The organism is Aminobacter sp. MSH1 (assembly GCF_003071665.1).
Classification (GTDB): domain Bacteria; phylum Pseudomonadota; class Alphaproteobacteria; order Rhizobiales; family Rhizobiaceae; genus Aminobacter; species Aminobacter niigataensis.
In genome coordinates this window covers 1,510,878-1,534,001 of sequence record NZ_CP026265.1, presented here as the reverse complement: position 1 = coordinate 1,534,001, position 23,124 = coordinate 1,510,878, and the positions used below count along the sequence as shown (strand labels likewise).

Sequence of the window (23,124 nt, the reverse complement as noted above, 5' to 3'; positions counted from 1 at the left end):
CCGACGCATTTTGTGATCGGGCACGGCGTCGATCGGCCCATTGATCCTGCGCGGTTCCGCGCAGACAATGCGACTCGGCATGTCCATGAAGCCAGGACGCATGACGCAACGTCTCGCCACGCTCGTCGCCACGCTCGTCGTCGCCCTCGCCGCATCGCCGGCGGCTCGGGCAGAGGCCATGCGTGGCCGAAGCCTGCTCGGCGATCCGCATCAGCACGGCCTGGCCGCGCTTTACGCAAGATGGCCTGGGATTGCCGCCGACTACGCCACCGCGATGATGCGTTACCGCGGTGCGGCCGCCCACGAGGACTTGCCCCCCAGCGTCTATCCCTTCGTCCTGTTCACACGCCCACCGCTTGGCGGGCCATGGACATGGACCGCCCCGAACGGCTCGCATGCCCGCCGCCTGCGTGACGGTGCATTGCGCATCAGCCTCACCGACCGGCTCGGCAACTGGTTTGTCGAGATCCTCTGCACGGATGCCGGCTGGCCGGTCTATTCCTGCAGCGATGGTGTCGAGCGCGTCGCCGAGGCGCCCGAGCCTCGCCTGCTCGTCATCGACGGCGTCGAGTTTTCCCGCCTCCTGCCGGCACCGGACAGTCCGCCGGCAGAGGGCAGTCCCCCGGGAGAGGAGAGCCCCTAGCGGATCGGACCTGCCGCCGGGGCGGCAGGTCCGGCAGTCAGTTTCAGTGCGTGTAGAAATAGCCCCCCACCAGCACGACGGCGACAAGCAGGCCCAGCACGATCCAGCCGCGCAGGGCTTCCTTGCTTCCGGCGGCGTCAGTGGCGTTGGCGGACGGTGTCTTGTTCTCGTTCATTGGATTTTCCCTCTTCGGGTGAAGTTTGCATGCAGCGACGCGGACACCGGGCCGGTCGACTGACCGGGAGCGTCTGCAAGTCACTGCGAAGAATTGGCTAAGGTCGTCAGGCGCCGGGCGGCGGCGCCCGGGCCGAAAACGCTGCAAACTTCTCTGCCGGCCCGGCGGCGTCGTGGTGCCACGCCGAAACCAGCCGCTGGTGTTCCGGTTCCCGAAGCCAGGTATTCGCCTCGAACAGCGCCTTGCCGGCACCGCCCGAGGTCTTGCCCGACTGTTTTGGGTCGGAACTGCGCAGGGCGCTCTGGCCGCGGTCGTAGCTCGACAGCGACAGCACCACGTTGCCGTCACGGATGACGGCCTGCTTGCCCGACCAATCGACGGTCGCAACAGGCGACGCGCCGAAGCTCGAGGGCAACAGCAGCAGCGCCCATGTCAGCACGAGCACCATCAGGCGCATCAGAACGGAGGTCTCCCCGTGATGCGTTTCCGAAGGGTGTCGATGGTCGAACGGCGTTTGGATGGCGTGTGCCCCGTGGCGCGCCCTTTTCGCATTTCAGGCCGTCCGGTTCAACCTTTGAGCGCTATCTTGCCGCCTCACGGGCAAAAACCCCGGAACGATGGCCGGGGTTTGTCATCGATGCGATGTCGCGCTCAGAATTTGTAGGCGACGCCCAGACGGAAGTCATGGCTGCGGATATCGGCGTCATGGGTATCGCCGTTGTAGTAATCGAAGTCATTCGTTCCGTAGTCGGAATATATGTACTCCGCACGCACGATGAGCTTTTCGGTCGCGGCCCACTCCACGCCGCCGCCAACGGCATATCCGGTCAGCGTTTCAGTCGCGAAATCTTCCGAATTGCCCTGCCCACCATGGTCGCCGCGGAAGCTGCCGATTGCCACGCCGCCGGTAACGTAGGGAAGCAAAGTGCCCAGGGCGTAACCGGCGCGCACACGCGCGGATCCGGCGAGCCTAGCCTCGTAAGGAATGTACATGGCGGAGTCTTCGACCTCCGCGCCGGAAAATTTCAGGTCCGCCTCAACGCCGAGCACGACGTTGCCGAACTGGTGATTGTAGCCGGCATATATCGCCCCGGATGCGCCGCCGTCCGAGAAACGTCTAACGTCATCTCCGCCCTCAACCGACAACTTGTTGAGACCTACAGCTGCGCCGACATAAAGGCCCGACCAATTATAGGTCGACGCCCCCGGCTGGTAGACGACCTCGTCGGCTGCCAGCGCGCCGCCGCAAACCGCCAACAAGCAGGTAGATGCGAGAAGAATTCTGATCATCGATATAACCCCAGGATTGCCCAAATCAGTGCATCCGCATCTATCCTTAAGGTTGTATATTTGAAATAGAAAACTCGTTATGCGCGCATGATCCCTGGTGTCGCGTGACGTTTCCGCCACACATCTCAAAGCACTAAATTGGGCGGTGGCAGCTGTCACTCCGGCGATGTATTTGCCATGATTGTCGCTTCGCAAGTCCGCGCTACGATGACCGGACGCACCGGAGGCAACGATGGCCAAGACCGATTTCAAGTCCGTGGAAGAATACATCGCGGCGCAGCCGCAGACCGTCCGACCTACCCTCGAACAAGTGCGCAAGATCATCCGCGATGCCTTGCCCGGGGCCGAAGAAGTCATTTCCTACCAGATTCCCGCCTACAAACTGCACGGCGGCCGGGTGATCTACTTCTCCGGCTGGAAGGAGCACTTTTCGCTCTATCCGGTCACCGAAAACCTCGTCGCAACGCTCGGAGACGAGGTCGCGCCCTATGTCGCCGGCAAGGGCACGCTGCGCTTTTCGCTGGCTGAACCGGTACCGGCGAAGCTGATAGAGCGGATCACAAGGCTCCGTGCCGAGGAGGAGGCCGACGCCATGAAGGCGAAAGCAGCGACCAGGGCGAAGCGGCGCGGCTGATCGCCATCTGGAGCGTACCGCGGGTCCGGCGGGTCAGGGAACGTCGTCGCTCGCCACCGGGCCGCCCTCGCCTTCCAGCGTCGACAGCCGCTTCGTCACCGACTTGCTGAACTTGAGCCGGACACCGGCGCCATTCGCGCCTTCTTCGGCAATGAAGGCCGCGCCGAGGCTCTCCAGCGCCGCCTGCAGCGCCAGCACGGTGTCGTCGGCAGGCGTGGAGATCTTGCGTTCGAACGCCTCGATGACCAGCTCGTCCACCTTCGATGCCTGCGCCAGTCTCGATCGGCTGATCTCCACGATCGCACGCGCTGCCTTGCAGATCGGTCCGGTAATCATGTCCTGCGTCTCCTGGTCAAATCCGGCAAATCCATTGTCGCCCAGCTATTTAGGCAAATGGTGGCGGGTACCGAAAGGGGGTGCGTCGTTGTTGCCGGCCTACCTCCGATTTACCGCATTTGGCAGCAGAAAACGCGGCCACGTTGATCGCCGCCGCGGTTAGGAGGATAGTCACGCAAGCGTTGCATGGAGCCTCGGGCCAATGCGTACACCGGTTGCCAACCAGATCAGCAAGCGCAAGGCCGTGGCCGATGTGCTGAACCGGCAGAAGGTTTTCGTCAGTTCCAGGCGTTTCCGCGGCGACGGGCAACCCATCTCCCGCGTGCTCGTTTCCGGCCGCTATTACGATGTCAGCGACCACTTGCTCGACATGCTGCGGCATGGCGCGACGCCGGGCGAGCTCGAACTGGAGCCCGCGTCCGACGACGCGGCCGGCCTGCAATAGGCGCATGGCAGCGGAAAAGCTTCGCACCTACCGGCAGAAGCGCGATTTCTCCAGGACGCGGGAACCACCTGGCGCGTTGGCAGGCCACGATGGCAACCGCTTCGTCGTCCATAAGCACCATGCAACGGCCGATCACTACGACCTGCGCCTCGAACTGGGCGGTGTGCTGAAAAGCTGGGCCGTGCCGCGCGGCCCCTCGCTCAATCCCGCCGACAAGCGGCTTGCCGTTGAGACCGAGGACCACCCCATCGAATATATCGACTTCGAAGGCCTGATCCCCGAGGGGGAATATGGCGGCGGGCCGATGATCGTCTGGGACACCGGCGTCTGGGCGCCGATGGAGGATGCCGAAAAGGCGCTTGCCAAGGGCGCCTTCAAGTTCCGCCTGTCGGGCGAAAAGCTGAAGGGCGGCTGGATGCTGGCGCGGCTGAAGCCGAAGCCCGACGAGAACAAGCACAACTGGCTGCTGTTCAAGGAGCATGACCCCGCCGCCGACGAGAAACTCGATATCCTCCAGGCACGCCCCGAAAGCGTGAAGACCGGCCGGCTCATCGAGGAACTGGCCGGTCCGCCGAAAAAGCCGCCTTCAAAGCCCGGCGACCTCAAGCCCGGCAAGCTTGCGGGTGCGGTGCGGGCACCGATGCCGGCGCGGATCGAACCGCAGCTGGCCACAGCGGCGTCCAAGCCGCCGTCCGGCGAGGGTTGGCTTCACGAGATCAAGTTCGACGGCTATCGCACCATGGCCCATGTGGCGGATGGCGCCGCCAAGTTCATCACCCGCAGCGGCCTCGACTGGACCAAGCGCTATGGCGGCCTTGCCAAGGCCTTTGCCCCGCTGCCGTGCAGCGATGCCGTCATCGATGGCGAGATCGTCGTGCTCGACGACAAGGGCATCAGCCGGTTTGCGGCCTTGCAGGACGCGCTGGCCAGTGGGCATGACGAGCTCCTGGTTTTCTATGCCTTCGACCTTCTCCATCTCAATGGCTGGAACCTGACGGGCACGGAACTCAGCAAGCGCAAGGGCATGCTGGAGACGCTGCTTGCCGGCCATGTCGACGGCCGCTCGGCGCTGCAGCTCAGCGGATATGTCGAGGGCGACGGCCAGGCGCTGTATGACCAGGCGACCGAAATGGGGCTCGAGGGTGTGGTGTCCAAGCGGGCCTCGGCGCATTACACCTCCGGACGCTCGCACAGCTGGTCCAAGACCAAGGCGCTGGACAAGGGCGACTTCGTCATCGCCGGCTACACGACATCGCAGGCAGCCGAAGGGCTTGCGGCCCTCGCGCTCGGCGAATGGGTCGACGGCGAGCTGCAATATCGCGGCAAGGTCGGAACCGGCTTCGACGCTGAGACGTTGCAGTCATTGCTGCACCGGCTGGAAGCCCTGCGGGAAGGTGCGGACAAGCTCGATGGTGCACCGAAGGAGATCATCCCAGTGCGTCCGGTATTGAACGCCCATATCCACTACGCCAACCGTACCACCGACAATGCGCTGCGGCACGCCGTGTTCAAGGGCCTGCGCGAGGCGGAGCTGACCGCAAGCGCCTCCGCGCCGCGCAAGCGGCTGATCTCGGATGCCGATCTCGCCGGCATTTCGATCACCAATCCGACGCGGCGGGTGCTCGGCAAGGCCGGGCCGACCAAGCTCGACGTCGCGGTTTATTACGCCGCCATCGGCGATTTCATGCTGCCCCACATCCTGGGGCGGCCGGTATCGCTGTTCCGCTGTCCCAGCAGCCGGCCGCAGGACTGCTTCTTCCAGCGTCACGCCTTTTCAGGCATGCCACCGACGATCGCTTCGTTCGACACCAGGAACTCCGAGGGCGAGACCAAGAGCTACATTTCGGTCGAGGACGCCAAGGGCTATCTCGCGCTGGCGCAGTTCGGCGTCGTCGAGTTCCACGCCTGGGGGGCCCTGCGCAAGCATCTCGACAAGCCCGACCGTGTCGTCTTCGACCTCGACCCGGGCGAAGGCATCGGCTGGCGCGAGGTCGTGGAAGCGGCCGTTCACGTGCGCGGCGAGCTGGAAAAGCTCGGCCTCGTGCCGTTCGTCAAGACATCCGGCGGGCGTGGCATCCATGTCGTGGTGCCGACCACGAGTAAACTCGGCTGGAAGCCATTCCATCAGGCAAGCAGCAAAATCTCGTCGCTGATTGCAGCCACCGCCCCAGAGACTTTCACCACCGTCATGGGCAAGGACAACCGCAAGAAGCGCATTTTCATCGACTTCCACCGTAATGCGCGCAGTGCAACGGCGGCCGCGCCCTATTCTCTTCGGGCACGCACCGGCATGCCTGCTTCGACACCTCTTGGCTGGAACGATCTCGAGTCCATCGACGCTCCGGAAGATTTGAACTATTCTTCGCTTCCCGGCCTCGTGGCCAGGTCAGGCGATCCCTGGGCGGACATCGGCGACCACGCCCGCGACCTGACGACTGCAATCAGTGCCAAACGTTAGTCTGTTTATGGTTTCGCGTAGGAGACAAGCATGGCCCCCAGGGCAAGTTGGAAGGGATATCTGAAGCTCAGCCTCGTCAGCTGCCCGGTGCGGCTGTACCCGGCAACGAGCTCCAGCGAGCGCATCAGCTTCAATCAGTTGCACAAGGACACCCACAACCGGATCAACATGAAGCCGGTCGATCCGGAGCTCGGCCTCGTCGAACGTACCGACCTGGTCAAGGGCTACGAATACGAAGACAAGAGATACGTCATCATCGACGAAGCCGACCTCGACAGCGTCAGGATCGAATCCAACCACACAATGAACATCGAGGCCTTTGTCGACGAGCATTCCGTCGACGTCATCTACCAGGACGCGCCCTACTATCTTGCCCCCGACGGAGCAATGGCGGAGGAAACATTCGCCGTGCTGCGCGAGGCGCTGCACAAGTCCGGCAAGCTGGCGATCGCGCGGCTTGTCCTGTCGAGCCGCGAACGCGTGGTCACCATCGGCGCGCGCGACAAGGGTATGTTCGTCTGCACGCTGCGCAACCCGAGCGAGGTGCGCAGCACCGCCGAATATTTCAGCAACATCCCCGCCGGCAAGCCCGACCCCGAGATGCTCGAACTCGCCGAGGCGCTGATCAAGCAGAAACTGACGACCTTCGATCCGAAGAACTACGAAGACCGCTACGAGATCGCCTTGATGAACATGATCAAGGAAAAGCTGAAGGGTCACAAGCCGATCATCGCCGCCGCACCAGAGCGCGGCAATGTCATCAACCTGATGGATGCGCTGAAGGCGAGCCTCGGCCAGGCCAAGCCGCCGGCAAAGAGCAAGACCAAGGCCGAACCGGCCGAGAAGCCGGCGGCCAAGCTGACCGCGGTCGCGGGCGGCAAGCAGGCCAAGGGCAAGAAGTGAACGAAGGCCGTATCTACGGACTGATCGGTGCGCTTGCAGCCTTCCCGCGCCGCCTCGCCGTCCGCGAGGTGGCGCGGCAGGGCGGCGAGCTCCAGCATGGCGTGACGCGGCGCACCACCCATGTCGTCTTCGGGCGCACGCTCCTGCACAAATCGGACGAGGCAAGGTTGGAGGCCCGCTTCGACGCTGCCGCGGCTTCGGGCCGTCCCGTCCTCAGCGAAAACGGCTTCCTGCGCGCGCTCGGCCTGCTGGATCAGGTCGAGGGTGCCGGCATGACGCGGCAATCCCTGCTCGACCAGGCCAAGCTTGCGCCGCGCGAACTGGACCTTCTGTCGCTCTTCGACGCGTTCGAGTGCGACACCGAACGTTATGCATTTCGAGACCTGATCCTGGCCAGGAAATATGCCTCGCTGCTCGCCGGCGGCTCGACCTGGAGCGCCATCGCCCGCTCGGTGCGCCGCTCCGGCGCCGTGGCGCAGCTGAGCGCGCTCTCGCTCCAGGCCGACGGCAAGGACACGATCTATGCCCGCCTCGGCGCCGATCTGGCCGAACTCGACGGGCAACGCCTGCTGCCGCTCGGCCGCACCGGCGACGCCGAGCTGGAGGATCTGTTCGCGCTGGCCGAAGACGCGGAAGAAGACGGGCGCTACGACGAGGCCGCCGCCCTCTATCGGCGCTGCCTTGCCGCCGACCCTGGCGACAGCGTCGCCGCCTTCAACCGCGCCAACTGCCTGCGCGCGGCCGGCATGGGCAGTGAGGCGATTCAGGGCTACATGCGGGCGATCAAGCTCGACCCCAAATTCGTCGAGGCCTGGTTCAACCTTGCCGGCCTGTTCGCCAGCGAAGGCAAGGCCCACACCGCACGCCGCCATCTCGAAAAGGCGATCGCGCTCGATCCGGCCTATGCCGATGCCATGTTCAATCTCGCCAACCTCGCCTACGAGGCTGGCGATCTCGCCGAGGCGCGGCGCTGGTGGGAGGCCTATCTCCGGCTCGACGCGACCTCGGAATGGGCAAAGACCGCGGCCAAGGGCATCCAGTATGCCGATCTGCATTTGAAAGAACGGACGGCAAGCTAGATGGCAGTGCATTTCCTGTTCGACGGCCCCGAAAACGCAGCCGTCACCATCCTGCTCGCCCATGGCGCCGGCGCGCCCATGGATTCGGCCTCGATGACGGCAACGGCCGCAGCACTTGCCGCAGCCGGCCTGCGCGTCGCCCGCTTCGAATTCGGCTACATGGCGGCGCGCCGGACGGGCAGTCGCAAGCCGCCGCCGCGCGCGGAAACGCTCAATCCGGAATTCAGGGCCGCCATCGATGAACTCGGTGCAAAGGGGAAGCTGATCATCGGCGGCAAATGATGGGCGGGCGCGTCGCCAGCATGATCGCCGACGAGATGCTCGATGCCGGCAAGATCGCCGGGCTGCTCTGCCTCGGCTATCCCTTTCACCCACCGGCCAAGCCGACGCAGCTCCGCACCAAACACCTCGCCGGCCTCCGGACGCCGACGCTGATCGTCCAGGGAACCCGTGACGAATTCGGCACCTGCGACGAGGTCGCAGGATATGAGCTGTCCGACCGGATCGAGATCCTCTGGCTCGAGGATGGCGACCACGACCTCAAGCCGCGCAAGAGCATCTCGGGCTTTTCGGCCGCCGACCACCTGAAGACGACAGCCGAAACCGTCGCGGCCTGGGCGGCCCGGCTCGGCGCTTAGACCCCACGGCGGCGCGATGAAGATCGCCACATTCAACATCAACAACGTCAACCGCCGGCTCGGAAACCTGCTGGCGTGGCTGGGCGAAGCGAAACCCGATGTCGTCTGCCTGCAGGAATTGAAGGCGACCGACAGCCAGTTTCCGCGCCCGGCACTGGAAGCGGCCGGCTATGGCGCAGTATGGCGCGGCCAGTCGACCTGGAACGGCGTCGCGATTCTCGCCCGCGATGCCTCACCTGTCGTCACGCAGTGGGAATTGCCCGGCGATCCCGGCGACACGCAGAGCCGCTACATCGAGGCGGCAGTCGGCGGCGTGCTTGTCGCCTCGCTCTACGCCCCCAACGGCAACCCGCAGCCAGGCCCGAAATTCGACTACAAGCTTGCCTGGCACGAGCGGTTGAACGCGCATGCGGCGACCTTGCTGGCCGCCGGCGTCCCGGTCGTACTCGCCGGCGACTACAACGTCGCCCCTGATACGCTCGATGTCTATGCGACCAGTTCCTACGACGACAACGCGCTCGTCCAGCCCGAAAGCCGCACAGCCTTCCGGCAGTTGCTCGCCCAGGGCTGGACCGATGCGGTGCGCAAGGCTTTCCCCGGCGAGGCGGTCTACACCTTCTGGGATTACCGCCGGAACAGATGGCCGCGCAACGCCGGCCTCCGGCTCGACCACCTGCTGCTCAGCAAGCCGATGGCAAAACGCCTCAAGACAGTCGGCATCGACCGCGACATCCGCGGCCGCGACGACGCCAGTGACCACGCACCGGTGTGGATGGAGCTAAAGTAGCGATTTTGCCGGCGGCGCCACCAGCGTTACCAAACCCAAAAGCCCATCGGACGAAGCCTGGCTAGGCTGGGCTAATTAACAATTGTTCACAGCGACAAGCCCGATTTTTACTGACTGATCCAACCTGATTTACAATGCGTGGCTATTCTCGCGATGTCGTCGGTCCAGTGAGGATGAACAAATGGCTATCGCTCAAATGAACTGGGGTCGGATGAAATTTGCGCCGAACGATGCCCGCGCGCGCGAATTTATGGGCAATCTCGCAACTGTCTACGAACTGGCCGAACAGCATCCCGGCTTCATCTGGCGGATTCCCGACGGGGTGATTGCTTCGGAGTTGTCTTCAAAAGGCTTCGATAATCGAATGTCGGCAACGGTGTCCGTATGGCAAGGCGTTGAAGCGTTGCGGGACTATACATTCAACACAATGCACGGTGCCTTCCTCAACCGAACCTCGGAATGGTTTGAGAAAGTGGAAGGGCCTCAATTGGTCATTTGGGCTGTCAACGCGGACAGCCGGCCCAGCTTCCTTGATGCATGGGACAGGCTTCAGCACCTCAAGCTCAACGGCCCATCCGACAAAGGATATGATTGGCCGGCCCAAAATCACGGCCAACAGTAAGGCGCTCGGACCTTGCGAAGAAGCTCGGCCTGGCGCGCAAGCCGAATCTGCGCCCCGCAGGCACGACAACTGAGGCTGCGCGCAGCCTCAGTGAGTGGTCGCCGCGGCCTCGGCCTTTGGCTTCGCGGCCGGCTTGCGGCGACGCTTGCGCTGGGCCGATGGCGCCGGGACAGGGTCGAAGTCCGATGGCACGCTGGCAATGAACTCTCGACCCATCCTGTAGGCGGCATATCCGACAATAAGCAGTGCTAGCGCTCGAAACATGGCAGCGTTCTCCTTTGCCCACGCAACGCCTGTCGGCAGGCGAGGTTCCGCAATCCGCCTGCCGACAGCAGTTCAAGCTGCCTGCGTTCGCCCCCGTCACCCCATCGTATTACCCACGTCACCCCATCGTATGAGTTGGGCGCAGCGTGGCCGCAGCGTTAACCCAGATTCTGCATCTGCGGCCGGTAGGGCCGGGTATCGAGCTGCCGATGCAACCGTCTTTTCGCCAAAGCGTTTTCCGGGCTAGGTTTCGGGTGAACCGGAAAGGAACCCCGCCATGAACGACCGTATCGACGAAACCGTTCGATTTGGCAGCTGCTACTGTCGTGCCGTCACGTTCCGCGTCACCGGGCAACCTCTGCGGGTGGGAATCTGCCATTGCGCGGATTGCCGCAAGACCAGCGGTTCGGCGTTTTCCGCCTATGCCGTCTGGCCCATCTCGGCTTTCGAACAAACGGGCCAGACCAGCACATATGGCAACCGGAGTTTCTGCGTGACCTGCGGCAGCCGCGTGACATGGGTCCACGACGACGAGGCCGAAGTCATGATTGGCAGCCTTGACGTCGTACCCACCGATCTGACGCCGGAGTATGAGCTCTGGATTGGTCGCAGGGAGAACTGGCTACATGCCTTGCCGGAAGCACGGCAGTTCGACCACGACCGCGACACCAGGACCGAGACCGAGCGAGGACTGTCCGAACCCGGAGCGCCAGGGCGAACCGTCGAGACGGATGTACCGCGTCCGGGCGAACTTCTCCCGCCGGGCTGAGGCTGGCGCGAGACAGCCTCAGCTGCGTGTGTTCGGCACCGTCGCCAGCCAGTTTATTTGGGCTCGGCGCGGCAATTTTCATCGTCCATTCAGATCAGCTCAAATATGCATTGCTGGCAGCTCAATGGAGGGCTGGGGTGAAATCCCAAGGGTGATATTTTGAAAAGATATGTTTCAGTTCTACTGGCTGCAGGCGCCATTCTCGCCACCATCGGCACCGCCGGCGCCCAGACGGCCGGTGACTGGGTTCTGGGGAACTACAAGGGTTCCGGCTATTGGTTCGCAGGCGTCATCGAAAAGGTGCAGGGTGACACCATTACCGTTCGATACGACGACAACGAGCGCGAAACGACCAGCCTCAGCAAGGTTCGTCCCTACGATTGGATGATCGGCACGAAGGTCGAGTGCAACTTCAAGGGCGCCGGCGAGTGGTACAAGGGCACGATCACCTCCCTGGCCGGCGAGAAAGTCGGCATCGCCTACGACGACGGTGACAAGGAAACCACCAAGACGGGCCGCTGCCGGACCAAATGAACGTGTCGGGCAGGCTTCATGCCTGCCCGTTCACATGCGCCCGTTCGATTGTTGAATGGCCCATGAAACCTGCCGGCCTCGCTGGTCTCACGGACTTTATCCTACGCCGCCATCGGGGCGCACCGGCAGTGACCGGAGGCAAGAGTGCAAGGGCGGCATGGTTGAGAACGATCGTGCCAGTGTGCGGTAATCTCGCGGATGTTGGTGCCGTGAGCATCTAAGTAGATCGCGGCGACCGGTTACAGATCCTGCTGCAAAACGGCAGGAGGGCGAGTTTTCTTACAGTCGATTCCTCTCGCATCGCAGCAAGCGATACAGCTTGACTGATCTCGTTTCATGATCATATTTTGTGATCACATTACCCGGCAAGGTGATGGGCTCTTCTCGAGTCAAAACGAAAACTTGGGGGAAAACGATGAATGCTCGAATTACGAAGATAGGGATGTGCTTCTCGCTGGCCGCCTTCACGCTTCTTGTGGTCTTCAACAACATCACCGACTACGGCTCAAATTATAACTTCGTCCGCCATGTGCTGAGCATGGACACGACGTTCCCGGGCAATGCGTTGATGTATCGTGCCATCACTGCGGAGACTCTTTGGCATCTCGGCTACTGGCTGATCATCGCTGGCGAAGCTGTGGCTTGTGTGCTTTTTGCACTGAGCGCCTGGGCCTTGTTTCGGGCGCGGAATGGCACCGCTGCCAGCTTTAACAAGGCAAAGAGCAAGGTGCACGCGGCCGCCGGTGTCGGCTTCATGGTTTGGTTTTTCGGTTTTATGGTGGTTGGCGGCCAATGGTTCGTTATGTGGCAGTCGGACAGCTGGAATGGCCAGGACGCCGCATTTAGGTTCTACACAGCCATCATCGGCGTACTGATCTATGTTACCATGCCGGATGGTGAACTGGAGTGATGTTGCGCTAACGCGCACATATTGCGTGCGATCCCCTCTTCACTGAGGGGATCGCATTCTGTTTCCGGTCAGCGCAAGCACGAATCTTGGCGTTTGCAACAAGGCACTACTTCGCCTTCCCAGCCTTCGGCGCCGCCTCGGTGGCTTTGTCGATGGTTCAGCCAAGTTCGCCGCCTCCTTCGCCGCTGATGTTGACGCCGATGTAGCGTCCTTCATGGCCGACTCGCAGGTTCCGGGGGGTGTCGAAGCGCTGGCCGGCGCAGTCACCGATCCGGCCTGGAAGTCCAAGCCCAGCTACTACCTGGTCGCCTCCGAGGCTGTTGCCGCCATCATCGAGCAGGCCGCGAAAACCAAGCGAATGACCGTCGACAGCACCTCGAAGCGTCTTTCGGCGCTTCGGTGGCATCGCATGAAGCGCTCCGTCCACCGGCAACGATGAACATCGACGATAGCCAATGCGAGCAAGGGCCGCACGATCGCGAGCGCGAGCTTGGGAGCCTTGTTTCACCGTCGTTTGACGGCCCAGGCCCAAAGTAAAGCAAGTGCTTGGAAAACTTGGTACGCCCAAGGGGAATCGAACCCCTGTTCCCGCCGTGAGAGGGCAACCGCATGAAAGCCCCCGTTCCGGCATTCGTCCCCCGCTGTTCCCCTATGTTTTTTCTCTGTTCCGTCCCTGTTCATGTTTGATGGGTTCACCGTCCCGCATTGTGCCGAACCGTCCACGGGTGTATATTTGACGGATATTTGACGAAACAGGTTTGCCCGCATGTCTCGCACTCTAACCGAAGCGGCGCTTTCAACAGAGAACGCCCGCAAGTCGCTCCCCGAGGGAACGCACTGGCGCGGGCTCAATGCTGATGTGCACTTGGGCTATCGGAAGCAGAAGCGCGGCGGCAAGTGGCTGGTCCGCTGGTATCAGGGCGACCAGAAATATAAGCAGGAGACGTTCGGCACCTCTGATGACGGCAAGTTGCTGGCCGATGGCGTCAACTGCTTCAACTATGAACAGGCCAAGACCGAGGCCGCACGCATCGTTTCACTAGCCCGAGCTGATGAACTGGCATCGGTCGATGGGCCGGCCCCGACCGTCAAAACGGCCATCGAAGAATACGCCTCGGCTCGCGATGAGCGGGAGAAGGCACAGCAGCCGGGAAAACGCACGCGCGGCGATGCGCGCCAACGGCTTACCAAGCATGTCTTGTCTGCCTCGGTCGCGAATAAAGCCCTCCACGCCCTGGCCGAGCTGGATCTAGTGAGGTGGCGCACTGCTCTCCCCAAGGGCCTTGCGGAAACAACCGTTCGCCGTGTCGTCAACGACTTCAAGGCGGCGTTAAATGCCGCTGCGGTCAAATACCGGTCAAGGCTCCCGGCAGAACTCGCCGTCATCATCAAGAACGGGTTTGCGGCCAAGTTCGCAGAGACGCCCACCGCGCGGGACAAGTCCGCACTGCCTGACGGCGACATTCGCCGCATACTCATAGCCACAGCCACGATTGACGCCCGCGACGGTTGGGATGGTGATTTGCTGCGCATGGTTGCCGTGCTCGCGGCGACTGGCGCCCGCTTTTCGCAGGTCAGCCGCATGATGGTTGGTGATGTGCAGTTGGCGCAAAGCCGCTTGATGGTCCCGACCAGCCGCAAAGGCAGGGGGACGAAAAAGGCCTCTCACATTGCCACCCGCGTTGGCGAGGACGTTCTAGAGACATTGCGGCCAGCCGTGGCAGGCCGGCGCGCGAAAGAGCCGCTGCTAGAGCGGTGGAGACATAAGCAGAGCAAGGGAACCGAGAGCCAGGGGCCGCAGTGGATCAGAGATAAGCGGGGGCCGTGGTTCAATGCAACGGAATTGACCCGCCCATGGCTGGCTATCATCACGGCAGCAGGCCTCCCGGCTGACGTTGTGCCCTATGCCCTCCGCCATTCGTCCATTGTTCGACAGTTGCGAACCGGCCTCCCTGTTCGGTTGGTCGCGGCGCTGCATGACACCAGCACGACCATGATTGAATCGCACTACTCAGCCGCAATTATCGACGCGCTCGATGCGTTGTCTGCTGGCGCGGTGGTGCCATTGATGCCGCCAGCCGAGGACAACGTGCGCCAGCTTCGCGGATAAGAGAAACCGCAGGGATAGGACGGCCATCCGACAAGCCGGGGTTAGCACCTCCCGGTTTCCCTGCGGCCCCTATTAGGTGCTCGCGAGGTGCGCGAGTGATACCGAAAACCCCTCTCCCGTTGGTGAGCTATAGCGGGCCCGACCCAACCTATTCCTTGGATGAGGATGACGGGTATACACAGCTTGAGGCTGCCTATGGTCAGCCAATCCCAGGTGCCGCCCGTGCCGCATTAAGTCAAATCGCTGACAACTACCTAGCGGACAGGAGGGCTGAACTGGCCCGGCAAACGTGGCGAGACGTTGCAGGCAACCTTACCCCGCTCAACCAAGCCGCTGTGGCCCTGTGGGAACTAGCATATGGAGCGCCACCAGCGAGCGGAGACGCATCCTACGTCTTTGATTCAATAGTGGACCAGCTTCTGGACAGAGACGCGATTCCTATCAGGCCGCAGCGGGGGGACTTGGTAATCCTTCGTCCAGAGCACGAGCCGGCAGAGTGGGAGCGCTTCGATGATTACTATCAGCCACCAGAGGTGGCTTTCGGTTTTCGGTTGACGCGGGAGGTTCTACAAAACCTCGCCATGGCTCTTAGGGTTGCTGCCAACAGGGCATCTTCGGAGATAGAGAAGCGCGCGGCAGAGGCCGTTACCTCAAACAGTTGGACTGCCCAACAGCGCCTGTTGCTTCGGGTAACCGATTGGGCGCGGGATTTTGGCTTGCCGTTCGGGGCCTACGACACGGTCACGGAGTTGCCGACCAAGTTCAGCGACTTTCTGCGATTGCTATTACAACTAGCGCCGGACGACTACCGTGAAAAAGAGCTGACAAGTGGCGCGGTCGCCGCTCGGCTCCGTCGCACCCGCCAAGAAGCCAAAACGCGCAAAAGGGAGCAAGTGAACCAGCAAACCGAAATGTAGTTTGCTCCCCAAGTGAGCAGAATACACCGCAATTAATTCTTCTGTTTGCTTTCTAGAGACCAAGGCATTCGTGTGAACAATAGGGGACGCCATGACATGCAGTCGTGTCGCGTGATTGGCCGGTAGCCAATCTGGTTTCAGGAGAAACCACCCCATGAAAATCTCTGTCGATATCCAAGAAGCTGTCGAGATGAGCGGCATTAGCCGGTCAAGCTTGTACAGGCTATTCAAGGACGGAAAACTTACACCTCGCAAGAGCGGGAAACGAACCCTGGTCATCGTTTCCGAGCTGGAAAGCTACGTCAAATCGTTACCGGTAGCGTGAGGTGCAACCATGAACATTGAAACTCAAACCGCCGCACCGAAGGGCTCAATCTTCGGGAACGGCGGCTCGGTAGTCTCGAAAGCGTTTGCAGCTTCTGATTACCGCACCGCCCCCATCAGTGCAACCGAATTCGCCGCCGCTGTGGTGGCCGCGCGGTTCCGTGTGTCGCCTCGTATGGCCCGGCTCGTTTGCGAGCTTTCTCAGCTCGGCGGGAGGTTTGCGTAATGAAAAACGTAAAGCTCACTGTTCGAATCCGCATCGAGCCGGACGGCCAGACCATGACGATTACAGGCCGTGACGCTTGGTGTTTGTTGCGGCTTATTGAGGCTGCGGAAAGGGGATGCACCCCGATTGAACAGCCGGCGCCCCGGTGGAGCGCTTACGTTCACAAGCTCCGCCAGTTCGGCCTGTACGTGGAGACGATTCACGAGGGACACAAGGGCGACTTTCCGGGGAATCACGCCCGGTATGTGCTGCGCTCGACGGTCACCGTCATTGACCACGAAAGGGCAGCGGCATGAGCAATTCAATCCCCATTGCCGTTGTCGAGAAGAACAGGACGGAGGAAGTCCGCATCTCACTCGACGTGATGCACGGTCGGCGCCTGTTCAACACCCGAGTCTACTATGAGGTAGGCGACGGCACCAAGCGGCCTGGTAAGGCAGGGCTGGCACTACGCCTTGAGTGCTTGGAGAGCTTCGCGGAAGCCGTCACCTCAGCACTGATGACAGCCAGGGCCAAAGGCTATCTGAAATGAGCCCGCGCCCCGCAATCAACATTCCCCCGGCTGAAAGGTCGGGGGGTGCCCTTCATGGCAAGGGGGGCACATGAGCAACAAGTTTTCGATGGTCTCGCCTGCCGTCTGGTGGTCGAAACGGTTCCGTGCGCTGCCCACCAGTGATGCGAAACTGCTCTATCACTACTTTCTGACCAGCGAACGGCAGAACAGTGCCGGGTGTTTTCAGGCCAGAGAGGGGCACGTCTTGTCCGACATGGATTGGACGGCAGCCGCCTATTACCCAAGCCGGCAAGCCTTGATCGACGCGGATCTTGTCGCGTTCGATGCCGAGACAGAAACCGTTTACGTCAAGCGGTGGTTCAAGCACTGCCCACCAATGAACCCCAACCACGCGCGCGGCACGCGGAAGCTGATCGAGGCAATCGAGAGCGACGATATCCGCGAACTGGTCGAGGCCGATTTTCTAGAAGCTGAAGAACGGCGAAGCCAGACGAAGGCCGAACCTCTCAGCAAGGTCAACGGCTACGCCGGGGGAATTGCCAGCACCCGGATAGGCCGTATTGGGGCAGCCTAGTGCGGCACCGTATCGATACCGTTCCTAGACCGTATGGGAACACAGAGACAGAGACATCAAACATACACACAGACCCAGACAGAAAGGAGACACAGACCAAAATCCAAAAAAGACAGAAACACGCACCTCCGAAGCTCACGCACGGCACCAGCGCCGCAAGGGGCTTTGGAGGAAGGGCTGGCCAAGGTACGGCAGCGCCTAGTTGTGTAAATTCCCTAATTGTTGCTCTGACTTTCGTGTCTTGTCTCGCTGCAAAATCGCCTCTAGCTCTTCGCTTCCAGCATGGAGAGTTCATTGGCACCGTTTCCACCATCTGTCCGCATTTGGTTCTTCCAAAGAGCCCTTGATGACATCTATGCGGCGTACGAGGCTTCAGCGAAGGCGCACTCAACGCGGCCTGATGAAATCGAAAAGGAAGTTCGCAGCCGTCTGGGAATTGGGCCGAACGACCCATTTCCTGAGCGGGATGACGATGACGAATTCGATTTGATCGGTCGTCTCTACGATGACGCCGGAGAGCTTCAAGAGCAGGCAACGCGTGGCTCTCATTTAGTGCGTAAAGCTTTTCTAATTGCGCTCTTTCACCATTGGGAGCGGTTCGTGAACAGTTCTCTCAAGCGCGCAAAATACGGGCATCCAAAAAGCTGGCTCAAACAGCAAGGCCGCGAAGACTGCGCCAAGTCTATCTTGGTGCTTCAGAAGGTTGCCAATTGCGCGAAACACGGGCCGGGGAATTCCTGTAAGGAGCTATATCGTATGCGGCCCGACCTGTTCCCGCGCGTTTCCACTGAGAAGGAAGCTACAGAAAACCGGCTTGTCATTGACGGGGTGGAACTCGACAAGCTTTTTGATGCCGCCAGGAAGGCCGCTGGCTAGGACTGCCCGGATAGTCCGCTAAAATGGCTAATTAGCGGGGGCTGGCACGTTTTTTTCCACTCAGTCCCAAACAGTTAATTTTGGCTCAGTTCGGGGACGATAGGGGACGTCACCGCACAATATGAGACAATACGAGACGCGTGTAAGCCATTGATATAGCTAGCGAATCTGTCCTGACGCCGTTGTATTGACGCCGGGTTCCTGCTATGTTCTGGGCAGGAATGGAGGTGTTCGCATGTTGCGAAATTACACGGCGTTGGACGACATCATTCAGGTGCGTTTGGAGCGTGCCGAGAAGCGGCGTTTTGTCGAGATTGCGAAAGAGCGCGGCGTAACACTCAGCGACCTAGTGCGCTTGAGCCTGACCGAAGCCACCAAGCGCGTGGCCGCATGATGGCCGCAACTGCTTCCCCTTACGAAATGAACCTCATGGCGCTTTGGCTGCGGCATCGCAGCGAGCGCCGCTCTGTCGGCCAGATAGTGGCGGACGCACGCGCCGGCCTGCTGCCGGGGGTTCATCTCAAGGGGCGTAGTTTCCTGATCGATGACGAAAAGGCGGCCCTGGCCGCAATGAGCAAGGGGCGCCAAGGTGGCTAAACTTCAGGTTTCCGACTGGGATGTCGTTGCGGCCAATAACACCGACATCAACTCAATCCCGATTGACGGCGCAGTCACCGCTCCTTCGCAGCTGGACAACATCATTCGCGAAGTGATGGCGCAGATCAAGACGTTCTCGACGTCTGTCACCCTGACCGTTGGCGTGTCCGTTGATAACACTGTGCCGCGATTTGACGGTATTGCCGGCCAGCTGCAAACCTCTACTGTGACCATTGCCGATACTGGCGCAATGACGATTGCCAGCACTTCTGCCGGTACACTGCTCACGGCTGAGAGCACAGACGCGAGTTCGGCAGCCGGACCGCTACTTGACCTCTATCGGAATAGTGCTTCGCCTGCGGTGTCCGACTTTATTGGGCAGATTAGGTTTCTCGGCAAGGATAGCCTTGGAGGGCAGGTCACCTATACTACATTTTATGCGCAGATAACCGATCCAACCGATGGGACGGAGGATGCAACCTGGAATCTAGCCACCATGCAGGCCGGGGTGTCGGCAGTGCGCTTTTCTGCGGGCGCGGGCTTATACATGACCGGCGCGACAGACCCTGGCGTCGGCAAGATCAACGCCACAGGTCTTTATCTCAACGGCCAATCCATCGCCACCGACGCCATTTCGGGCATGATTCTGGCGCCGCAAAACGGCGATTACATGCTCGTGGTCAAGTGCCCCTATGGCGGGACAGTCAATGAGGTTGTCACCAAGTCAGCCTCTGGCACCTGCACGGCAACGTTCAAGATCAACACCACTGCTCTGGGAGGGGCGGCCAATGCCGTCTCGTCTTCCGAGCAGACCCAGGCGCACGCCTCCGCAAACACGTTCGTGGCTGGTGATGACATCGTTGTGACCATTTCCGCCAACTCGTCCTGCGCAAACATGAGCTTCACCCTCAAAACCACGAAGGCTTTCTAGATGATCTATTGCGGCGTTCTCAGCGGGAACCCCGTGCCCGAGTTGATTATGGAAAATCAGCTTGTCAGCACCTCCGCGACCCACACCTATGCTAGCGGTAGCCTCGTTGGGTTGGTCGTGGTGGCCGTTGGATGGACGATGGATAGCGGCACCGCGCGCACGGTGTCATCGGCCACCATCTGCGGCCAGACAGCAGCGGTGAACTGCCAAATCAACGATGCTGCCTCTACTGCGCCGGGCGTAGCCATTATCTCAGCTGTTGTTCCGACCCTTACCACGGGGGATATCGTTATCAACTTTAGCGGGACCATTCACCGCTCCAGCGTCGGCGCCTATCGCTCAATCGTCTACAAGAGCGCAACCCCAACAGACACCGCAACGGGCATCTCCGGCGTGCTCGCTGGAACCAGTGGCAGCAAGACCGTTAATCCCGACGTTGCGGAGGGCGGCTTTGTCATCGCTTCGGGACTGGCCAGCAGCTTCAACACCACAACGATTACATTCTCAGCGGGTGTTACCGAAGACTATGAAAACGTCACGTCATCCATTCGAGTGAACGGCGGCAGCACTGCAAACCTCGCCGCTCAAGTAGGCCGCCCGGTCACGGTATCTGGCACAAACAGCGTTGCGGGGGGCTGGGGCCTCTTTATCGCCGCTGCGTCATTCCGATAGTCGTCTGGAAGAGTACGAATAACGTCTGAAAACAGACGGGAAGCAGACATTCTGGCAACCCGCGCCGACGCGTTGGTTTTTCTGCTAGGATACGGTTTGATCAAAGTGGAGCGAACAGCATGGACAGGATAAACCAGCTTGAACGGTTGATGAGTAGCTGGCAGACTGCCAACATCATAGCGCTAAAAGCACTCGTGAAGCTTTTGGTAGCGAATGAATCCCTTAAAGCCGGCCTTTTAGAGCAAAGACTTGAGGAAACGATAAGGCTCGCTGGGCACGAGGCGGACGCCAGTCCCGTCTATCAACAGCTGCAACAGATTCTGAGACTGCTTGCAGATGAGGAGCCGCTTCCCATGCAGTAGTCGGCGCGAAATAGTTCCAGGCCCAGCCGAAGGAACTAAGCCGAGCCCGCCTATATTCTTAGTGATACCGGGAATGTGGATTAGAAAATCTGAGTCCACTTGCGCGGGTGGGTTGCGTCTTGGATGGAAAGCCGCTGTGCCATCATCTGCTCCAGGTCGTAGACCTCATCTGTCAGATTATCGAGAACCTTCTGGCCTTCGGTCGTGTCGACTAGCAACACCACATGTGGTTCACCCCAAGCCATCAGGGCAAAGGCCATATGCAGCGCACCCTTGGGCACGCCCCGTTTGATTAACTCGTCTCGCTTGGTCAGCGCATAGTCATCGCAGTCGCCCCGCTTCGGCGCCAATGTCCAATGGTCTATCCGTTCAGGCACGTAGACTATTGAAGCGTTAGTTTGAGCGTTGACACTGTCCAGCAGGCCTTTCCATTCCCTGTATTCGAGTGGCGCAGTTGAAACGCCGGGCGGGAGAGGTTCGCATTCGGCTGGATTGTCCATGCAGTAGTAGGAAAACCCGATGGGCCATAGTCCCGAGCTTTGATTGAAAATATGCCGTGGGGCGCTCAGAACGGCATCAACACTCGCAAGTAGAATGATGACAGCAACAATCGTACGCATAGGGATAATATGCGACTGGCGTGTAATTTGTTCAATGTGGCGAAAATGACTCACACAGCCGGGCAAGCCGGCTCAAACGAAATGGATCATCCGCCCGCTTCCAAGCGTACGAACGTCATGTTTCCTGGCAACTTCTGCTGCGATGTTGAGCTGGCTCTTGGTAAAAATGCGAGACGCTTTGTCATCAGGACGACCCTTTGGACTTTCGACGCGGCGCCGGATGCGGCCTGAACAGGATTGGGTCATCAAACCGGCCAGCTTCGAGTGCTGCTAACCTCGCCGTGACAATCCCCTTAGTTTGTTCCTGTCCCCCGTCAGCGGCTATGGCACAGATTTGAGGTTGTGATTTAAGGAGGATTTGGGCTTCGTCGTAGTGACGAAGGAACGAAGATGAAGCCCAAATCCTCCAATTCAAAATCACCGACCAAGCCCCCTGCAGAGCGGGTGGTCAAGGACATCCGGCGTCAGACCCGCCGCCACTTCTCGGCCGAAGACAAGATCCGCATCGTGCTTGAAGGTCTTCGCGGTGACGACAGTATCGCCGAGTTGTGCCGCAAAGAGGGCATCGCGCAGAGTCTGTACTACAGCTGGTCCAAGGAGTTCATGGAAGCCGGCAAACGCCGCCTGGCCGGGGACACCGCCCGTGCGGCGACCTCCGGTGACGTGCAGGACTTGCGCCGCGAAGCCCGTGCGCTGAAGGAGTGCGTGGCGGACCTGACGCTGGAAAACCGCTTGCTTAAAAAAAGCATGATCGCGGATGGGGGCGACGACGAATGAGGTATCCCGCATCCGAGAAGCTGGAGATCATCCGTATCGTCGAGCAGTCGCACCTGCCGGCCAGGCGGACGCTGGACCAGCTCGGCATTGCCCGCCGGACCTTCTACCGCTGGTATGACCGCTACCGGGAAGGTGGGCCGGAAGCGCTGGAGGATCGCCCTTCGGCGCCGAACCGGGTGTGGAACCGCATTGGCGAGGACATCCAGGACCAGATCGTCGAGATGGCGTTGGAGGCGACCGACCTCAGCCCACGCGAACTGGCCGTGCGCTTCACCGACGAGAAACACTACTTCGTGTCGGAAGCCACGGTCTACCGGTTGCTCAAGGCCCATGACCTGATCACCAGCCCAGCCTATACGGTAATCAAGGCGGCCGATCAGTTCCACACCAAGACCACGCGGCCGAACGAGATGTGGCAGACCGACTTCACCTACTTCAAGATCATCGGGTGGGGCTGGATGTACCTCTCGACGGTGCTTGACGACTTCTCGCGCTACATCATCGCCTGGAAGCTATGCACCAACATGCGGGCCGAGGACGTGACCGACACACTGGACCTCGCGCTCGCCGCCTCGGGCTGCGACAGCGCCACCGTTCTACACAAACCCAGGCTGCTATCGGACAATGGCCCCAGCTACATCGCGGGCGAGCTGGCCGAATACATCGAGGCCAACAAGATGAGCCATGTGCGCGGCGCGCCGTGCCACCCGCAGACCCAAGGCAAGATCGAGCGCTGGCACCAGACCCTGAAGAACCGCATCCTGTTGGAGAACTACTTCCTGCCCGGCGACCTCGAAGCCCAGATCGAGGCCTTCGTCGAGCACTACAACAACCAGCGTTACCACGAGAGCCTGGCCAACGTGACGCCTGCCGATGTCTACTTCGGCAGGGCACAGGCCATCATCAAACAGCGCGAAAGGATCAAACGAAAAACCATCGAATATCGGCGCTTGCAGCACCGCAAGCTCGCAGCCTAACATCAAATCCCAGACGAGGCCCGCTCTCCGCTAGTCTACGCCCCAATCTGCGCCAAATGTTCTGACGACGGACAGTTTGTTCCTTTTCCTTCTGCGCATCCCGCCAGACTAGATACTGGTCAAGGGTCTGGAAGGTCTCGGGCTTGTCTGGGTCGAACCC

General features: G+C 60.8%; 31 protein-coding genes and 2 pseudogenes. 27 read left to right on the top strand and 6 right to left on the bottom strand.

Going from position 1 to position 23,124, the window contains the following annotated elements:
- Positions 1-100 precede the first annotated feature (100 nt).
- Positions 101-643 carry a hypothetical protein gene (locus tag CO731_RS07655; RefSeq protein WP_159091591.1) on the top strand — a complete coding sequence of 181 codons (543 nt, stop codon included), beginning with the start codon at positions 101-103 and terminating at the stop codon, positions 641-643.
- Positions 644-686: 43 nt separating this feature from the next.
- Here the strand turns inward: CO731_RS07655 and CO731_RS29505 are convergent, their stop codons facing one another.
- The 3 genes from CO731_RS29505 to CO731_RS07645 all read right to left on the bottom strand — a co-directional run bounded on the left by CO731_RS29505 (position 687) and on the right by CO731_RS07645 (position 2,348).
- Complete coding sequence (locus CO731_RS29505) at positions 687-818, bottom strand: hypothetical protein (RefSeq protein ID WP_256371664.1); 132 nt, start codon at positions 816-818, stop codon at positions 687-689.
- A 106-nt stretch (positions 819-924) separates the two neighbouring features.
- Positions 925-1,275: a hypothetical protein gene (locus tag CO731_RS07650; RefSeq protein ID WP_108606660.1), complete on the bottom strand. Its 351-nt coding sequence runs from the start codon at positions 1,273-1,275 to the stop codon at positions 925-927.
- Between the two features lie 194 nt (positions 1,276-1,469).
- A complete protein-coding gene (locus CO731_RS07645) occupies positions 1,470-2,348 on the bottom strand; it encodes an outer membrane protein (protein ID WP_159091590.1) in 879 nt (292 codons plus the stop codon).
- Between CO731_RS07645 and CO731_RS07640 the strand changes: the two genes are divergently transcribed.
- Positions 2,341-2,742, top strand: coding sequence for a DUF1801 domain-containing protein (locus CO731_RS07640; protein ID WP_108606658.1), 402 nt, complete (start codon positions 2,341-2,343; stop codon positions 2,740-2,742). The two genes, CO731_RS07645 and CO731_RS07640, sit on opposite strands and share 8 nt — an antisense overlap.
- Before the next feature lie 33 nt (positions 2,743-2,775).
- Here CO731_RS07640 and CO731_RS07635 read toward each other — a convergent pair whose 3' ends face one another.
- Positions 2,776-3,078 (bottom strand): hypothetical protein, encoded by a 303-nt coding sequence (locus CO731_RS07635; RefSeq protein ID WP_108606657.1) that lies wholly within the window; start codon positions 3,076-3,078, stop codon positions 2,776-2,778.
- A 202-nt stretch (positions 3,079-3,280) separates the two neighbouring features.
- Here CO731_RS07635 and CO731_RS07630 point away from each other — a divergent pair, with 202 nt between their 5' ends.
- The 7 genes and pseudogenes from CO731_RS07630 to CO731_RS07600 all read left to right on the top strand — a co-directional run bounded on the left by CO731_RS07630 (position 3,281) and on the right by CO731_RS07600 (position 10,010).
- Positions 3,281-3,523, top strand: a complete 243-nt coding sequence (locus tag CO731_RS07630) for a hypothetical protein (RefSeq protein ID WP_108606656.1) — start codon at positions 3,281-3,283, stop codon at positions 3,521-3,523.
- 4 nt (positions 3,524-3,527) lie between these two features.
- Complete coding sequence (gene ligD, locus CO731_RS07625) at positions 3,528-5,981, top strand: DNA ligase D (RefSeq protein ID WP_108606655.1); 2,454 nt, start codon at positions 3,528-3,530, stop codon at positions 5,979-5,981.
- A 30-nt stretch (positions 5,982-6,011) separates the two neighbouring features.
- On the top strand, positions 6,012-6,884 hold the full coding sequence (locus tag CO731_RS07620) for a Ku protein (protein WP_108606654.1): 873 nt from the start codon (positions 6,012-6,014) through the stop codon (positions 6,882-6,884).
- A complete protein-coding gene (locus tag CO731_RS07615; RefSeq protein ID WP_108606653.1) occupies positions 6,881-7,963 on the top strand; it encodes a tetratricopeptide repeat protein in 1,083 nt (360 codons plus the stop codon). Before CO731_RS07620 ends, CO731_RS07615 begins: the two co-directional genes overlap by 4 nt.
- Positions 7,964-8,601 (top strand): annotated as a pseudogene (locus CO731_RS07610) (alpha/beta family hydrolase).
- A gap of 16 nt (positions 8,602-8,617) precedes the next feature.
- Entirely contained in the window at positions 8,618-9,388 is a 771-nt protein-coding gene (locus CO731_RS07605; protein ID WP_108606652.1) for an exodeoxyribonuclease III, read from the top strand.
- Positions 9,389-9,569: 181 nt separating this feature from the next.
- The gene (locus CO731_RS07600; protein WP_108606651.1) at positions 9,570-10,010 is read left to right on the top strand and encodes a DUF3291 domain-containing protein; all 441 of its coding nucleotides are present in this window, start codon (positions 9,570-9,572) and stop codon (positions 10,008-10,010) included.
- Between the two features lie 87 nt (positions 10,011-10,097).
- On the opposite strand, the gene CO731_RS28660 is transcribed toward CO731_RS07600, so the two are convergent.
- Positions 10,098-10,274, bottom strand: a complete 177-nt coding sequence (locus CO731_RS28660) for a hypothetical protein (protein ID WP_159091589.1) — start codon at positions 10,272-10,274, stop codon at positions 10,098-10,100.
- Positions 10,275-10,551: 277 nt separating this feature from the next.
- Between CO731_RS28660 and CO731_RS07595 the strand changes: the two genes are divergently transcribed.
- From CO731_RS07595 to CO731_RS07525, 17 genes and pseudogenes are all read left to right on the top strand, one after another.
- Entirely contained in the window at positions 10,552-11,043 is a 492-nt protein-coding gene (locus CO731_RS07595) for a GFA family protein (protein WP_108606650.1), read from the top strand.
- Between the two features lie 159 nt (positions 11,044-11,202).
- Positions 11,203-11,577 carry a tudor domain-containing protein gene (locus tag CO731_RS07590; protein ID WP_108606649.1) on the top strand — a complete coding sequence of 125 codons (375 nt, stop codon included), beginning with the start codon at positions 11,203-11,205 and terminating at the stop codon, positions 11,575-11,577.
- Positions 11,578-11,992: 415 nt separating this feature from the next.
- The gene (locus tag CO731_RS07585; RefSeq protein WP_108606648.1) at positions 11,993-12,487 is read left to right on the top strand and encodes a DUF2165 domain-containing protein; all 495 of its coding nucleotides are present in this window, start codon (positions 11,993-11,995) and stop codon (positions 12,485-12,487) included.
- A gap of 160 nt (positions 12,488-12,647) precedes the next feature.
- Positions 12,648-12,800: pseudogene (locus tag CO731_RS07580) on the top strand (alpha/beta hydrolase); the annotation flags it as partial.
- 453 nt (positions 12,801-13,253) lie between these two features.
- Positions 13,254-14,597, top strand: coding sequence for a site-specific integrase (locus tag CO731_RS07575; protein WP_108606647.1), 1,344 nt, complete (start codon positions 13,254-13,256; stop codon positions 14,595-14,597).
- A gap of 407 nt (positions 14,598-15,004) precedes the next feature.
- Positions 15,005-15,514 (top strand): hypothetical protein, encoded by a 510-nt coding sequence (locus tag CO731_RS28655; RefSeq protein ID WP_159091588.1) that lies wholly within the window; start codon positions 15,005-15,007, stop codon positions 15,512-15,514.
- A gap of 154 nt (positions 15,515-15,668) precedes the next feature.
- Positions 15,669-15,839, top strand: a complete 171-nt coding sequence (locus tag CO731_RS07565; protein ID WP_108606645.1) for a helix-turn-helix domain-containing protein — start codon at positions 15,669-15,671, stop codon at positions 15,837-15,839.
- Between the two features lie 9 nt (positions 15,840-15,848).
- Positions 15,849-16,064 carry a hypothetical protein gene (locus CO731_RS07560; RefSeq protein ID WP_108606644.1) on the top strand — a complete coding sequence of 72 codons (216 nt, stop codon included), beginning with the start codon at positions 15,849-15,851 and terminating at the stop codon, positions 16,062-16,064.
- The gene (locus tag CO731_RS07555) at positions 16,064-16,360 is read left to right on the top strand and encodes a cell envelope integrity protein TolA (protein WP_108606643.1); all 297 of its coding nucleotides are present in this window, start codon (positions 16,064-16,066) and stop codon (positions 16,358-16,360) included. Before CO731_RS07560 ends, CO731_RS07555 begins: the two co-directional genes overlap by 1 nt.
- Positions 16,357-16,596, top strand: a complete 240-nt coding sequence (locus CO731_RS07550; protein ID WP_108606642.1) for a PC4/YdbC family ssDNA-binding protein — start codon at positions 16,357-16,359, stop codon at positions 16,594-16,596. The genes CO731_RS07555 and CO731_RS07550 overlap by 4 nt, the downstream gene beginning before the upstream one ends.
- Before the next feature lie 70 nt (positions 16,597-16,666).
- Complete coding sequence (locus CO731_RS07545; RefSeq protein ID WP_108606641.1) at positions 16,667-17,152, top strand: hypothetical protein; 486 nt, start codon at positions 16,667-16,669, stop codon at positions 17,150-17,152.
- Positions 17,153-17,446: 294 nt separating this feature from the next.
- On the top strand, positions 17,447-18,028 hold the full coding sequence (locus CO731_RS28650) for a hypothetical protein (RefSeq protein WP_159091587.1): 582 nt from the start codon (positions 17,447-17,449) through the stop codon (positions 18,026-18,028).
- Positions 18,029-18,263: 235 nt separating this feature from the next.
- A complete protein-coding gene (locus CO731_RS28645) occupies positions 18,264-18,422 on the top strand; it encodes a hypothetical protein (protein WP_159091586.1) in 159 nt (52 codons plus the stop codon).
- Positions 18,419-18,625: a hypothetical protein gene (locus tag CO731_RS28640; protein WP_159091585.1), complete on the top strand. Its 207-nt coding sequence runs from the start codon at positions 18,419-18,421 to the stop codon at positions 18,623-18,625. Before CO731_RS28645 ends, CO731_RS28640 begins: the two co-directional genes overlap by 4 nt.
- On the top strand, positions 18,618-19,556 hold the full coding sequence (locus tag CO731_RS07535) for a hypothetical protein (protein WP_108606640.1): 939 nt from the start codon (positions 18,618-18,620) through the stop codon (positions 19,554-19,556). Before CO731_RS28640 ends, CO731_RS07535 begins: the two co-directional genes overlap by 8 nt.
- Positions 19,557-20,228 carry a hypothetical protein gene (locus tag CO731_RS07530; protein WP_108606639.1) on the top strand — a complete coding sequence of 224 codons (672 nt, stop codon included), beginning with the start codon at positions 19,557-19,559 and terminating at the stop codon, positions 20,226-20,228.
- A 119-nt stretch (positions 20,229-20,347) separates the two neighbouring features.
- Complete coding sequence (locus CO731_RS07525) at positions 20,348-20,590, top strand: hypothetical protein (protein WP_108606638.1); 243 nt, start codon at positions 20,348-20,350, stop codon at positions 20,588-20,590.
- Positions 20,591-20,670: 80 nt separating this feature from the next.
- On the opposite strand, the gene CO731_RS07520 is transcribed toward CO731_RS07525, so the two are convergent.
- A complete protein-coding gene (locus CO731_RS07520) occupies positions 20,671-21,210 on the bottom strand; it encodes a transglutaminase-like cysteine peptidase (RefSeq protein WP_108606637.1) in 540 nt (179 codons plus the stop codon).
- 390 nt (positions 21,211-21,600) lie between these two features.
- Between CO731_RS07520 and CO731_RS07510 the strand changes: the two genes are divergently transcribed.
- Positions 21,601-22,964 (top strand): IS3 family transposase gene (locus tag CO731_RS07510; protein ID WP_108606636.1). Its coding sequence is split into 2 segments (ribosomal slippage): positions 21,601-21,948 and positions 21,951-22,964, totalling 1,362 coding nucleotides; the frame shifts between segments, so codons are not numbered across the junction.
- Positions 22,965-23,124 lie beyond the last annotated feature (160 nt).